This is a genomic window from Streptomyces sp. NPDC053542 (genome assembly GCF_044544685.1).
GTDB lineage: Bacteria > Actinomycetota > Actinomycetes > Streptomycetales > Streptomycetaceae > Streptomyces.
The window spans coordinates 255767-268795 of the sequence record NZ_JBITXL010000011.1 but is presented as its reverse complement, the minus strand read 5'-3'; the positions used below and the strand labels follow the sequence as shown (position 1 = coordinate 268795).

The 13029-nt window shown below is 71.5% G+C and carries 12 protein-coding genes; 9 read left to right on the top strand and 3 right to left on the bottom strand.

The features are described from left to right. Positions 1-23 precede the first annotated feature (23 nt). Positions 24-908 carry an esterase/lipase family protein gene (locus ACIGXO_RS28815; protein ID WP_399792584.1) on the top strand — a complete coding sequence of 295 codons (885 nt, stop codon included), beginning with the start codon at positions 24-26 and terminating at the stop codon, positions 906-908. A gap of 61 nt (positions 909-969) precedes the next feature. Here ACIGXO_RS28815 and ACIGXO_RS28810 read toward each other — a convergent pair whose 3' ends face one another. Next, positions 970-1959 (bottom strand): lytic polysaccharide monooxygenase, encoded by a 990-nt coding sequence (locus ACIGXO_RS28810; protein WP_399792582.1) that lies wholly within the window; start codon positions 1957-1959, stop codon positions 970-972. 201 nt (positions 1960-2160) lie between these two features. Beyond that, positions 2161-2835, bottom strand: a complete 675-nt coding sequence (locus ACIGXO_RS28805; RefSeq protein ID WP_399792580.1) for a response regulator — start codon at positions 2833-2835, stop codon at positions 2161-2163. Positions 2836-2989: 154 nt separating this feature from the next. Here ACIGXO_RS28805 and ACIGXO_RS28800 point away from each other — a divergent pair, with 154 nt between their 5' ends. The 7 genes from ACIGXO_RS28800 to ACIGXO_RS28770 all read left to right on the top strand — a co-directional run bounded on the left by ACIGXO_RS28800 (position 2990) and on the right by ACIGXO_RS28770 (position 9877). Next, positions 2990-3973, top strand: a complete 984-nt coding sequence (locus tag ACIGXO_RS28800) for a Bug family tripartite tricarboxylate transporter substrate binding protein (protein WP_399792578.1) — start codon at positions 2990-2992, stop codon at positions 3971-3973. Beyond that, positions 3970-4509 (top strand): tripartite tricarboxylate transporter TctB family protein, encoded by a 540-nt coding sequence (locus tag ACIGXO_RS28795; RefSeq protein WP_399792576.1) that lies wholly within the window; start codon positions 3970-3972, stop codon positions 4507-4509. Before ACIGXO_RS28800 ends, ACIGXO_RS28795 begins: the two co-directional genes overlap by 4 nt. A 3-nt stretch (positions 4510-4512) precedes the next feature. After that, the gene (locus tag ACIGXO_RS28790; protein ID WP_399792574.1) at positions 4513-6015 is read left to right on the top strand and encodes a tripartite tricarboxylate transporter permease; all 1503 of its coding nucleotides are present in this window, start codon (positions 4513-4515) and stop codon (positions 6013-6015) included. A 204-nt stretch (positions 6016-6219) separates the two neighbouring features. After that, on the top strand, positions 6220-7404 hold the full coding sequence (locus ACIGXO_RS28785) for a methyltransferase domain-containing protein (protein WP_399792572.1): 1185 nt from the start codon (positions 6220-6222) through the stop codon (positions 7402-7404). Between the two features lie 109 nt (positions 7405-7513). Beyond that, entirely contained in the window at positions 7514-7906 is a 393-nt protein-coding gene (locus ACIGXO_RS28780) for a GntR family transcriptional regulator (protein WP_399792734.1), read from the top strand. A 207-nt stretch (positions 7907-8113) separates the two neighbouring features. Continuing rightward, complete coding sequence (ddaH, locus tag ACIGXO_RS28775) at positions 8114-8896, top strand: dimethylargininase (RefSeq protein WP_399792570.1); 783 nt, start codon at positions 8114-8116, stop codon at positions 8894-8896. Between the two features lie 18 nt (positions 8897-8914). Continuing rightward, positions 8915-9877, top strand: coding sequence for a pirin family protein (locus ACIGXO_RS28770; RefSeq protein WP_399792568.1), 963 nt, complete (start codon positions 8915-8917; stop codon positions 9875-9877). A 376-nt stretch (positions 9878-10253) separates the two neighbouring features. Here ACIGXO_RS28770 and ACIGXO_RS28765 read toward each other — a convergent pair whose 3' ends face one another. After that, a complete protein-coding gene (locus tag ACIGXO_RS28765; protein WP_399792566.1) occupies positions 10254-11387 on the bottom strand; it encodes a DUF5925 domain-containing protein in 1134 nt (377 codons plus the stop codon). Positions 11388-11622: 235 nt separating this feature from the next. Here ACIGXO_RS28765 and ACIGXO_RS28760 point away from each other — a divergent pair, with 235 nt between their 5' ends. Then, positions 11623-13008, top strand: coding sequence for a xylan 1,4-beta-xylosidase (locus tag ACIGXO_RS28760; protein ID WP_399792564.1), 1386 nt, complete (start codon positions 11623-11625; stop codon positions 13006-13008). Positions 13009-13029 lie beyond the last annotated feature (21 nt).

Sequence of the window (13029 nt, the reverse complement as noted above, 5' to 3'; positions counted from 1 at the left end):
TCACCTCCCGCAAGGAGCATCGCATGAACACGACCACGCACCGAGCGCTGTCCTGGAGACGTGCGGCCACCGCCGTCTCCGCCCTCGCCCTCGCCTTCGGCGCCGCCACCGCGGCCACCCCCACAGCGGCAGCTGCCACTCCGGCCGCCACCGTCTCCGCCGGCTGGAACGACTACTCCTGCAAGCCGTCCGCCGCCCATCCCCGGCCCGTCGTCCTCGTCCACGGCACCTTCGGCAACTCCGTGGACAACTGGCTCGGCCTGGCGCCGTACCTGGTCGCCCGCGGCTACTGCGTCTTCTCCTTCGACTACGGGCAACTGCCCGGCGTTCCCCTCTTCCACGGCCTCGGTCCGGTCGACAAGTCGGCCGAGCAGCTCTCCGCGTACGTCGACCGGGTGCTGTCCGCGACGGGTGCCGCGAAGACCGACCTCGTGGGCCACTCGCAGGGCGGCATGATGCCGCGCTACTACCTCAAGTTCCTCGGCGGCGCGGCGAAGGTGAACGCGCTGGTCGGCATCGCGCCCGACAACCACGGCACCGACGTGAACGGGCTGACCCGGCTCCTGGACCAGTTCCCGGGCGCCAAGAAGTACCTCGACTCGCTCGCACCGAGCCTGAACGACCAGATGGTGGGCTCGGACTTCCTCAACCGCCTCAACGAGGGCGGCGACACCGTGCCCGGCGTGCGCTACACGGTCATCGCGACCAAGTACGACGAGGTGGTCACGCCCTACAAGAGCCAGTTCCTGAACGGCCCGGGCGTGCGGAACGTGCTGGTCCAGGACCTCTGCCCGACCGACTTCTCCGAGCACCTGGTCATCGGCCTGGCCGACCGGGTCGCCTTCCACGAGACGGCCAACGCCCTGGACCCGGCCCACGCGACGCCGACGACCTGCATGCCGAGCTGATCACCACCCCGTTGGTGCGCTGTTCCCCGAGGGCCGGGGAGCAGCGCACCGTCGGCCGTCCTCAGCCGCCGTTCCGGGCGGCCTTGCGGCGGGCGGCGGCGAAGAGCAGCGAGGCGCCCAGTGCCAGTACGGCCGCGCCGCCGATGGCGAGCGGAGCGGTCGAGTCGTCTCCGCCGGTCTCGGCGAGCTGCGTGGTCACCGCCTTGCCGGACGAGCCGTCGGGGCGCACGCCGTCCGCGCCCGACTGTGCGTCCGCGTCCGAGTGTGCGTCCGCGCCCGAGCGTGTGTCCGCGCCCGAGTGTGCGTCCTTGCCCGTGCTCCCGTGGTGCATGTGCTCCATCGACGACTTGTCCGCGCCGGACGCGAGCTGTCGCTCGGTCGGCGCGGTGGCCGCTGCCGTGCCCGCGCTGCCGCCGTCCTTGCCGAAGACCACGTCCGAGCAGGTGTAGAAGGCTTCAGGGCTGTCCGAGCGCTGCCAGATGCTGTAGATCAGGTGGCGGCCGGAGCGGGCCGGCACCTTGCCCTCGAAGACGTAGTCGCCGCCGGTCAGGGTGGGGTCGGTGACCTTCGCGAACGGCTTCTCCTCCAGGTCCGACCACTTCAGCGGTTTGGCCGGGTCGTAGCCGTCCTTGGTGAGGTACAGCTCGAACGTGCCCTTGTGCGGTGCGGTGGCCTTGTACCGGAACGTGTGGGCACCCGCCGCCATCGGACTGGCCGGCCAGTCGTCCCGGGCCAGGTCCAGGCCCTTGTACTCCGTGCTGTTCGCGCTGCAGAGCTTGCCGTCCGGTATGCGGGTCCTGGACTGGCCGCCCGCCGCGCCGTCCCGTACGCCGTTCCAGTCGTACAGGGCCTGCACGCCGCCGGCCGCGACCATCGCCTTGCAGGCCGCGGAGTCCGGTGACTCCGGGCCCTCGGCGTAACACGCGGAGATCCGGCTCACCGGGTCCGTCATCGAGCCGTGCGCGGCCGCCGGGCCCGCGGCGAACACGGTGAGGGCGAGCGGGACGAGGGTGGAGAGGGCGAGCCCTGCGGCCTTGCGACGAGCGGTCATCGTGGGGGTCTCCTTCAGGACGTGCGGGAGTTCATGCCGTGCGGGGCGGTGCCCGGCGGGCAGCACGCTAGCCCCGCCGACCAGCGAATTCGCCGTCCGGAGCGGCCTCTTGGCGATCTTTATGGGTGGCTTAAGGAACCGCTCAGCGGTGGTTAAGTCCCAGACTCCAAGACGCTCCAAGACCCAAGAGGCGGGCGATCGTCAGGCGATCCACCGGTAGCGCCGTTCGGGGCGCCCCGTGCCGCCGTACCGGAGCGAGACCTCGGCCTGCCCGGTGCCCGTGAAGTACTCCAGGTAGCGGCGCGCGCTCACCCGGGACAGCGCGCCCGCCGCCGCGCACTCCGATGCCGAGAGGCCGTCCTCGTGCTGTCGCAGGGTGCGTTCGACCAGATCCGCCGTATGAGCGGCGAGACCCTTGGGCAGACCTCTGGAGGCGCGCGGACGGGTGCCGAAGATCTGGTCCACGTCCTCCTGGCTGGCCTCGCCGAGCCGGTCCAGACGGGTGCGCAACGCGGCCACATGCCGCAGCTGCTCCTGAAGGGAGGCACGGTCGAACGGCTTGATCAGGTAGTGCAGCGCACCGGCCCGCAACGCGTCCCGTATGACGTGCGCGTCGCGTGCCGCCGTCACGAAGAGCGCGTCGGCGTGCGTCCCGCTCTCCAGGGCCCGCAGCCGGCGCAGCACGCTGATCCCGTCCATGTCCGGCAGGTAGACGTCCAGCAGGAGGAGGTCGGGGCGGAGCCGTTCGGCCGCGCGCAGCGCCTCGGCCCCCGTATGCGCCACGCCGGCCACAGAGAAGCCCTCGGTGGCGTTCACGTAGTGGCTGTGCAGCTTGGCGACCATGAAGTCGTCGTCGACGACCAGCACCTTGGTCATCGAACGATCCCTTCCGCGACCACAACGTTCACAACGACCCTTAATACCGGAAGCGAGACGCGGAGTTAACCCCCGGGCAACATGTGGCCCTCACCACGATCTCCGCCCCCCACAGAGCCACGAAGCCACACGTAAGAGAAGGGTGGTGTCATCTGTGCGTGCGCGCACACCCCTCGCCCTCCTGGGGGCGGTTCTGCTCGTCCTCCTCGGCCCGCCCCTGCTGACCTCGGGCAGCGGGGCCGACACCGGGACCCGGATCCCGGGCCTGCAGTTCATGGTGCCCAACACGCCGGGCGGTGGATACGACATCACGGCCCGTACGGCGGCGAAGAGCATCGAGGACGCCGGGCTCAACCACAATGTCGAGGTCTTCAACCTCCCCGGCGCCGGCGGCACGGTCGGCCTCAGCCGGATGGTCAACGAGCACGGCAACGGCAAGCTCGCGATGTCCATGGGACTCGGCGTCGTCGGCGCCGTCCACACCAACCACTCGCCCTCCGGGCTCGGCGACACGACCCCCATCGCGCGGCTCACGGAGGAGCCGGACATCGTGGTCGTCGCCAAGGACTCCAAGTACAAGACGTTCGATCAGCTGCTCGCCGACTGGAAGAAGAATCCCCGCAAGATGCCGGTCGGCGGCGGCTCCTCCGCCGGCGGACCCGACCACCTTGCGCCGATGCTGATGGCCAAGGCCGCCGGGATCACGCCCAAGTCCGTCAACTACGTGCCGTTCGACGGCGGCGGTGAGCTGCTCGCCTCCGTACTGGGCGGCAAGGTCGCCTTCGGGGTGTCCGGCGTCGGCGAGTACCTCGACCAGATCAAGTCCGGGGAGCTGCGCCTGCTGGCCGTCACCGGCCCGGAGCGGGTCAAGGGCTTCGACGCGCCCACCCTCAAGGAAGCCGGCGTGAACACCGAGTTCACCAACTGGCGCGGCATCGTGGCGCCCCCGGGGCTCACCGACGTCGAACGGCAGAAGCTGACCACCCTCTTCACCGAGCTGCACGGATCCAAGCAGTGGAAGGACGCACTCAAGCGCAACGGGTGGAGCGACGCCTTCATGACCGGCGACAGATTCGGCCGCTTCCTGGCCGCCCAGGACCGGCGCGTCGACACCGTACTGAAGGAGCTGGGGCTGTGAGCACCGGTACCGAACCCACCGCGCCCCCGAAGGGCAGCGGGCTGCGCGCCTCCTTGCGCGGCCGCTCCGAACTGGGCGTCTGCCTCATCCTCCTGGTCCTCGGCGTCCTCGTGCTCACCGACGCGGTCACGATGGACACCGACATCACCCAGCGCGGCCCCATCGGGCCCACCACCGTGCCCATCGTCGTCGGGGTGCTCCTCCTGGTCGTCGCCGTGCTCCTCGCCGTCGACGTCCTGCGGGGCGGCCGCGGCGAGGCCGAGAGCGGCGAGGACATCGACCTCACCGAGCCCGGCGACTGGCGCACCGTCGCCCTCCTGGCCGGCGTCTTCCTCGCCAACGCCGTCCTCATCGGCCCGCTCGGCTTCCCGATCTCCGGCGCGCTGCTCTTCTGGGGCTCCGCATACGCGCTGGGCAGCCGCAACCTCACCCGGGACCCGCTCATCGCGGCCGTCCTGTCCCTGGTGACCTACGTCGTGTTCAACAACCTGCTGGGCGTGCCGCTGCCCGGCGGCCCGCTGATGGGGGTGCTGTAGACGATGGACTCCCTGTCCTCACTCATCGACGGCTTCGGTACGGCGCTGACGCCGCTCAACCTGCTGTGGGCCGCCATCGGAGTGCTGCTCGGCACCGCCATCGGGGTACTGCCGGGCATCGGCCCCGCGATGGCCGTCGCCCTCCTGCTCCCCGTCACCTACGGACTGGACCCGACCGGCGCGTTCATCATGTTCGCCGGGATCTACTACGGGGGCATGTTCGGCGGCTCCACCACCTCCATCCTGCTCAACACGCCCGGTGAGAGCGCGGCGGTGGTCGCGGCCATCGAAGGCAACCCGATGGCACGCGCCGGGCGCGGCGCACAGGCCCTGGCGGCCGCCGCCTGCGGGCACTTCGCGGGCGGCATGATCGGCACGATCCTGCTGGTCGTCCTCGCGCCCACGGTCGCCGCGCTCGCCGTGGACATCGGCGCGCCCGACTACTTCGCCATCATGGTGCTCGCCTTCATCGCCGTCACCTCCGTGCTCGGCAGCTCCCGGATACGCGGCTTCGCCTCGCTGCTCATCGGCCTCACCCTCGGGCTCGTCGGCCTGGACCAGATGACCGGCCAGCAGCGCCTGACCTTCGGGACCCTCGAACTCGCCGACGGCATCGACGTCGTCATCGTCGCCGTCGGACTGTTCGCCATCGGGGAGGCGCTGTGGGTGGCCGCCCACCTGCGGCGTACGGCAGGGGAGTCCATCCCCGTCGGCCGCCCCTGGCTGGGCAAGGCGGAGCTGCGGCGCACGTGGAAGCCGTGGCTGCGCGGGCCGCTCATCGGCTTCCCGTTCGGCGCGATCCCGGCCGGCGGCGCCGAGATCCCCACCTTCCTCTCGTACGTCACCGAGAAGCGGCTCTCCAAGCACCGCGACGAGTTCGGCCGCGGCGCCATCGAAGGCGTCGCCGGGCCCGAGTCGGCGTCCTCGGCGTCGGCGGCCGGCACGCTCGTGTCGATGCTGACCCTCGGCCTGCCGACGACCGCCGTCGCCGCGGTGATGCTGGCGGCCTTCCAGCAGTACGGCATCCAGCCCGGGCCGCTGCTCTTCGAGCGCGAACCGGAGCTCGTCTGGGGCCTGATCGCCTCGCTGTTCGTCGGCATGGTGCTGCTCCTCGTCCTCAACCTGCCGCTGGCGCCCGTCTGGGCGAAGCTGCTGAAGATCCCGCGCCCGTACCTGTACGCCGGGATCCTCTTCTTCGCCGCGGTCGGCGCGTACGCGGTCGGCGGTGAACCGCTGGACCTGGTCATCCTGCTGATCATCGGGCTGATCGGGCTCGGCATGCGGCGGTACGGGCTGCCGGTGCTGCCCGCCGTCATCGGCGTCATCCTCGGCCCGGCCGCCGAACAGCAGCTGCGGCGGGCGCTGCAGATCAGCGACGGCAGCGTCACCGGCCTGGTCAACACGCCGTTCTCGGTCACCGTCTACGCCGTGATCGCGGTGCTGCTGGCCTGGCCGTGGATCAAGAGGGCGCTCCCGCGCGGGCGTTCCGCGCGCGCGGAGGACTGAGAGCGGGACGGGAGCCGGTCGCGAGCCGGTCGAGACGGGAGCCGGCCGCGAGCCTGCCGCGAGCCTGCCGGGGCGGGGCGCCGGCGGGGCGGCGGCGGGGCGGCGGCCGGTCCTCCGGCATCTCCGCCCGGCCGGCGCCCGGGCGGAAGACCGGGTTATCCACAGGCCGGAGCGAGTGTCAGTGGTGCCTGTCACCATCGGTTCATGGCTACCGACACGCCGGTCACCGACGCCGGTTACTGGGAATCCGCCGCCGAGCGGTTCGACGACGAGCCCGATCACGGACTGCGTGATCCGGCGGTACGAGCGGCATGGGCGGACCGGCTGCGGGACTGGCTGCCGCCCGGGCCGTCCGACGTCCTCGACCTCGGCTGCGGCACGGGCAGCCTGGCCCTGCTCGCCGCCGAGCAGGGCCACCGTGTCACGGGGATCGACCGCTCGCCGCGGATGGTGGACAAGGCCCGCGCCAAGTTCGCGGCGGCGCGGCTCGAGGACCGGACGCCGACCGCGCGGCTGATGGTCGGCGACGCCGCCGAACCGCCGGTGGGGGAGCGGCGGTTCGACGCGATCCTGGTTCGGCATCTGCTGTGGGCGCTGCCGGATCCGCAGGCGGTGCTGCGCCGGTGGGTCCGGCTGCTGCGGCCCGGGGGCCGGCTGGTGCTGATCGAGGGCCGGTGGGGCGAGTCCGACCCGATCGGTATCAGGGCCGCGGAGTTGGAGGCGCTGACCGCTCCGCTGGCCCGCCGCACACGACTGGAGAGACTCTCGGGTGACCCCTTGCTGTGGGGCAGGGAGGTGCGGGACGAGCGGTACGCGCTGGTGGTCCACCCCGCGCCGCCGGCCCGCCATACGGAGGTGATCGATGTCCATCTGATCCTGCGCCGCGGGGACGAGGTCCTGCTCGCCCGACGCGCGAACACCGGATACGCCGACGGGCTGCTGCACGCTCCCAGCGGGCACGCCGAGGACGGCGAGGACGTCCGGGAGGCGATGATCCGCGAAGCGGCCGAGGAGACCGGACTGCGGCTGACCCCCGCGGACCTGCGGGTCGCGCTGGTCATGCAGCACCGCGCGCCGGACGGGCGGCCGCGGATCGGCTGGTTCTTCGAGGCGGCGTACGGCGCGGGCGGCGAGCCGGTCAACCGCGAGCCGGAGAAGTGCTCCCAGCTGGCCTGGTTCCCGCTGGACGCGCTGCCGGACGACATGGTCGCGTACTGCAGGGCGGGCCTGGACGCGTACCGCACGGGCCGCCGCTTCCTCCTGCACTGGCACCGGCCCGGCGACTACGTCGCGTACGACCCGGCCGGCCCGGACCGCGCGGTGCCGCTGCCACCGAGCACGGGCGGCTGCGCCGCGGAAGGCGGTCGCACAGCGGAAACGGAGGGGTGAGGAGGGTGGCGACGGTCGCGTCGGTCGGAGGGGCTCGGGCGGGGGCGGAGCACAATGGCTGGGACAAAGGTTCTGTAGCCTCACCTCTACCGGGAGTGTCACCGTGGTCCTGTCCCCTCTGCAGCTGGTCGTCGATCCGGAAGCGGCGGACGCGCCGTACGAGCAGGTCCGCACCCAGATCGCCGAGCAGGCCCGGAGCGGGCGGTTGCCGGCCGGGTTCCGGCTGCCGACGGTGCGCGGGCTGGCGGGGGAGCTCGGGCTGGCCGCGAATACGGTGGCCAAGGCGTACCGGGCGCTGGAGAGCGACGGGGTGATCGAGACCCGGGGCCGGAACGGTACGTTCGTCGCGGCCGCCGGGGACGCGGGTGCTCAGCAGGCCGCGGAGGCCGCCCTGGCCTTCGCCCAGCGCGCGCAGCGGCTCGGCCTCGACCACCAGGCCGCGCTGACCGCCGCGGTAACGGCCCTGCGCGCCACGTATGGCGAGGACGGCCAGGACGGATGACCACCGGGGACAGGTGACCGCTCGCCAGTCAGCAGTAGCGAGCCAGTCACCAGTGTCCACCGACCCCGTCTACCGACCCGTCCACTGACCACGTCCACCGACCCCCGCGTAAGGTGGTCTTGCTAACTCGTCGTTCAGTAAGTCCGTGCGGATTCCGTGCAGTCTCGCTGCGGAGTTCGTGCCTGGGAGTCCGGAGGTGGGCGCGTCATGGCCAGTAAGAAGGCGCTTGTTCGGCGGCCGAGTCCGCGGCTTGCGGAAGGGCTGGTCACGCATATCGACCGGCGGCCGGTGGATGCCGGGCTCGCGTTGCGGCAGTGGGAGGCGTACGTCGGGGCGCTGCGGGCGCACGGCTGGGAGACCGTCGAGGTGCCGCCCGCCGACGACTGCCCGGACGGGGTCTTCGTCGAGGACACCATGGTGGTGTACCGCAACGCCGCGCTGATCTCGCGGCCCGGCGCGGACGAGCGGAAGCCGGAGACCGCGGCGGCCGCGGAGAGTGTCGAGGCGCTCGGCTGCTTCGTGGCCCGGGTCCGTGCGCCGGGGACGCTGGACGGTGGGGACGTGCTGAAAATCGGCGACACGGTGTACGTGGGCCGCGGCGGGCGTACCAATGGGGACGGAGTGCGCCAAATCCGGGCTGCTTTCGAGCCATTGGGGGCGCGGGTCGTCGCCGTACCGGTCAGCAAGGTCCTGCACTTGAAGTCGGCCGTTACCGCACTTCCCGACGGCACCGTCATCGGATACCCGCCGCTCGTCGACGACGAGGCGCGCGCGCTCTTCCCGCGTTTCCTCGCCGTACCGGAGGAGAGCGGCTCCCACGTCGTGCTGCTGGGCGGTGGAAAACTGCTGATGGCGGCCAGTGCGCCGAAGAGCGCGGAGCTGTTCGCGGACCTCGGGTACACGCCGGTGCCCGTCGATATCGGTGAGTTCGAGAAGCTGGAGGGATGTGTGACGTGTCTGTCCGTACGCCTGCGGGAGCTGCCCGCATGACCGCCATATCGTGACCGCATGAGCAACCTCGATCTCAAGCCCGCGGCCAGTCTCTGCGGGGGCGGAGGCCGGACCGGACCGGTCCGTGACGTCCAGCCAGGCAAGCAGGTTCCGCTGGGGGAGTCCACGCTGGTCCGCAGACTGCTGCCGAACCTCGGCCGCAGGATGGTGGGCGCGTGGTGCTTCGTGGACCACTACGGTCCGGACGACATCGCCGGGGAGCCCGGGATGCAGGTGCCGCCGCATCCGCACATGGGGCTGCAGACGGTCAGCTGGCTGCGTGAGGGCGAGGTGCTGCACCGGGACAGCCTCGGCTCCCTGCAGACCGTACGGCCGCGGGAGCTGGGCCTGATGACCTCGGGCCGGGCGATCGCGCACTCGGAGGAGTCGCCGCGCGACCACGGCCGGGTGCTGCACGGCGCGCAGCTGTGGGTCGCGCTGCCGAACGAACAGCGGGGGAAGGCGCCGTCGTTCGAGCATCACACCGAGCTGCCGGTGATCACCGGGGGCGGCGGGCTGAGCGCGACCGTGATCCTCGGGGAGCTGGCGGGCGCGCGGTCGCCCGGCACGATCCACTCGCCGCTGGTCGGCGCGGACATCACGATCGGCGCGGGGACGCACGTACGGCTGCCGCTGGAGAGCGACTTCGAGTACGCCGTGCTGACGATCGAGGGGGAGACCGAGGTGGACGGCGTACGGCTCGGGCCCGGCTCGCTGCTGTACCTCGGGTGCGGGCGGGGCGACCTGCCGGTGCGCGCGGATGTCGACAGCAGCCTGATGCTGCTGGGCGGGCTGCCGTTCGAGGAACGGATCGTCATGTGGTGGAACTTCGTCGCGCGCAGCGGTGAGGAGGTGGCGGCGGCGCGGGAGGCGTGGATGGCGGGGGAGCGCTTCGGGACGGTGCACGGCTACGACGGGCCGCCGCTGCCGGCCCCGGCGCTGCCGCCGGTGCCGCTCAAGCCGCGGGGGCCCCGGCGGTGAGGCGGCCGGCCCGCACCGCGCCACGCGTACGGGCCGCACCGCCGAAAGCGCGTGCCGCATCGCCACCGGTACAACCCGCATCGCCGCGCGTACGGGCCGCACCGCCGACGGCGCGCCCCATACCATCGAAGGCGCGCCCCGCACGCCGAAGGCCCGACCCGCACCACCACCGGTACAACCCGCACCGCCACGCGTACGAGACGCACCGCCGAAAGCACGCCCCGCACCGCCGAAGGCGCCACCCGCCCCGCCGCGCGTACGACCCGCACCGCCTCCGGCGCGAGCCGCACCGCCACCGGCACGCCCCGCACCATCGAAGGCGCGAGCCGCGCCGCCGCCAGTACAACCCGCGCCGCTACAGGTGCAACCCGTGTCGCTACAGGTACAGCCCCGCGTCCGAGTTCGTGTCCTGGGTGGGGACGGCCGCGGGGCGGGTGCCGCGGCGGAGTGCGTACAGTTCGGCGAGGCTCGCGCCGTCGCGGCCGATGCCCTCGTCCGTGCCCAGCCAGCCCACCGCTTCCGTGCGCGTGAGCGGGCCGACCTCGATACGGGCCAGGCAGCGCCCGGGCCGGACCACTGCCGGGTGCAGCCTCTCCAGGTCCTCGTTGGTCGTCACGCCCACGAGGACGTTGCGGCCCTGGCCCAGCAGGCCGTCCGTGAGGTTGAGGAGCCGGGAGAGCGCCTGCCCGGCGGTGTGCCGGGCCTCGCCGCGGATCAGCTCGTCGCAGTCCTCCAGGAGCAGCAGCCGCCAGCGGCCCCGGCCGCTCGCGTCGTCCTCGCCGATGGCGATGTCCATCAGATAGCCGACGTCGTTGAAGAGCCGCTCCGGGTCCAGTACGCAGTCGACCTGGCACCAGTCGCGCCAGGAGCGGGCGAGCGTGCGCAGCGCGGACGTCTTTCCCGTGCCCGGCGGGCCGTGCAGGAGCAGCAGCCGGCCCGCGATCTCCTCGGGCGTGACCTCCATCAGGCCGTCCAGCGCGCCGGCGACCGGCGCCGTGTAGTTCGGGCGGATCTCCTCCCAGGTGCCGGCGGAGATCTGCCGGGTGGTGCGGTACGGGCCGCGGCGCGGGGAGTAGTACCAGAAGCCCATGGTGACGTTGGCGGGCTGCGGCTCCGGCTCGTCCTCGGCGCCGTCCGCGGACTGGCCCAGCACCTTCTGGGCCAGCTCGTCGCTGACCGCCGTGACCGTGATGTCGGCACCGCGGTTCCAGCGCGAGACGAGCAGCGTCCAGCCCTTGCCCTCGGCGAGGGTCGCGCTGCGGTCGTCGTCGCGCGCTGAGCGCAGTACTTCGGCGCCGGGAGGCAGCAGCGTCAGGCCCGGTTTGACGCGCTCCAGGGAGCGGCTGCGGGCGTACGGCTGCCGTCCGTTGGCGAACCGCCCCAGGAAGAGGGCGTCCACCACATCGGACGGGGAGTCGCTGTCGTCCATCGTCAGCCGGATCGGCAGCGATTCCTCGGCGGCGGCTGGTGACTCCTCGGCGGCCGCCGGCGGAAGGTGATCGGCACACATGGCGGCCATGATCCGGCATGACCCGCGTGCCGTACACGGAATTTCGGGATTACCCGGGCCGGACCGGAGATCACCCGGGCCGGACCGGTGAGGCACGCCGGATCACCCGGTCCCGACCGGAGGTGGACGCGGGCTTGACCGGCACTTGACAGGAGGCGTGGTAGTTCTGTCCACAGCGCAACCGTTACGCGGTATGACGACCCAACAGCCGGTAATCTGGCTAGGGTTGCCCGTTGTGAGACGTCATGGGGGGTTACGGGTGGCAATACCGGGGCGCACGCGGTGGGCGATCACCGCGCTTCTCGGCACGGGGGTGGCAGTTCTGTCGTTACTCCTGGTCATGTGCGGGTTTCCGCCGGGGGGACAGGAAGGCAGGGGCGTCAACAACGGAGTGTTCGGCAGCGCGAACCCGATGGCTCAGCTCGGCTGGGGGTTCACCCACACCGAGTTCAGCGCCGACCGCGGCGAGCACACCGCCAAGGTGGCGGCCGACCGGCTGCTCAACGGCGACCCGATGCCGCAGAATCAGCACATCATGGGCTGGGGCGCGCGCAATCCGGAACCGAGCCCCGGGAAATACAACTTCCGCGACCTGGACCGGCGCCTTGCGCTGATGCGGAGCACCGGCGGCACGCCCGTCCTCACCCTGTGCTGTTCGCCGGACTGGATGAAGGGCGGCGAGGCCGGGAAAACGGACTGGGGCGAGCTGGAGAAGGCGCCGAGCCCGGACCACTACGAGGACTTCGCGAAGCTGGCGGGGAAGATAGCGAAACGCTATCCGGAGGTCCGGCACTTCATCGTCTGGAACGAATTCAAGGGCTTCTTCGACGAGGCGAAGAACCGCTGGGACTACGAGGGTTACACGACGCTGTACAACCTCGTCTACAAGGAGCTGAAGAAGGTCGACCCGGGAATCCAGGTCGGCGGGCCGTACATCGTGATGGACAGCTACGGTCCCGGTGAGGACTCCTACGCGTCCGACCTCGCGGGGCCCTGGGGCTCGGTCGACCAGCGGGTCCTGGACGCGGTCGCGTACTGGAACGAGCACAAGGACGGCGCCGACTTCCTGGCCGTCGATGGCTCCAGTTACACCAAGGACGACGAGTACGCGCCGGACGAATTCCGGGCGACGAAGAAATTCGGCGACGTGACGCGGTGGCTGCGCCAGGAGACCGGACTGCCGGTGTGGTGGTCGGAGTGGTACGTCGAGGTCGCGGACGAGAACGACGACCGGAACGGCTGGAGCGAGCCGCACCGTACCGCCGTCCAGGCCGCCGCGATGATGGAGATGGCGCGGGCCGGCGTGGCCACCGCGCTGTACTGGAATCCGCAGAACGAGGGCAAGGACTGTCCCGGCTGCCTGTGGCGCAGTACGCAACTGGACGACGGCGGCGGCGAATTGCCGATGATGAAACTGCTCGGGAAATTCGGGAAGGAATTTCCGCCGGGGACCGACTTCCGGTCTGTTTCCATCGCGCCGGAGGACCGGCCGAACGTACGGGTGCTCGCCGACGACGACAGCGTGCTGGTGATCAACACCCTCGACCGGATGATCCAGGCCAAGATCGACGGCAGGACCTTCGACATGCCCGCCTACGGGCTGCGCTGGCTGAAGCGCTGAAGGCGGCTGCCTCCGCCCCGT

What these genes read in the sequence shown, in the direction of transcription:
- ACIGXO_RS28810 (WP_399792582.1), bottom strand. Translation starts at nt 1,959, where the DNA reads ATGACCGCTCGTCGCAAGGCCGCAGGGCTCGCCCTCTCCACCCTCGTC.
- ACIGXO_RS28790 (WP_399792574.1), top strand. Translation starts at nt 4,513, where the DNA reads ATGGACTCCCTGTCCTCACTCATCGACGGCTTCGGTACGGCGCTGACG.
- ACIGXO_RS28805 (WP_399792580.1), bottom strand. Translation starts at nt 2,835, where the DNA reads ATGACCAAGGTGCTGGTCGTCGACGACGACTTCATGGTCGCCAAGCTG.
- ACIGXO_RS28785 (WP_399792572.1), top strand. Translation starts at nt 6,220, where the DNA reads ATGGCTACCGACACGCCGGTCACCGACGCCGGTTACTGGGAATCCGCC.
- ACIGXO_RS28765 (WP_399792566.1), bottom strand. Translation starts at nt 11,387, where the DNA reads ATGTGTGCCGATCACCTTCCGCCGGCGGCCGCCGAGGAGTCACCAGCC.
- ACIGXO_RS28770 (WP_399792568.1), top strand. Translation starts at nt 8,915, where the DNA reads ATGAGCAACCTCGATCTCAAGCCCGCGGCCAGTCTCTGCGGGGGCGGA.
- ddaH (WP_399792570.1), top strand. Translation starts at nt 8,114, where the DNA reads ATGGCCAGTAAGAAGGCGCTTGTTCGGCGGCCGAGTCCGCGGCTTGCG.
- ACIGXO_RS28815 (WP_399792584.1), top strand. Translation starts at nt 24, where the DNA reads ATGAACACGACCACGCACCGAGCGCTGTCCTGGAGACGTGCGGCCACC.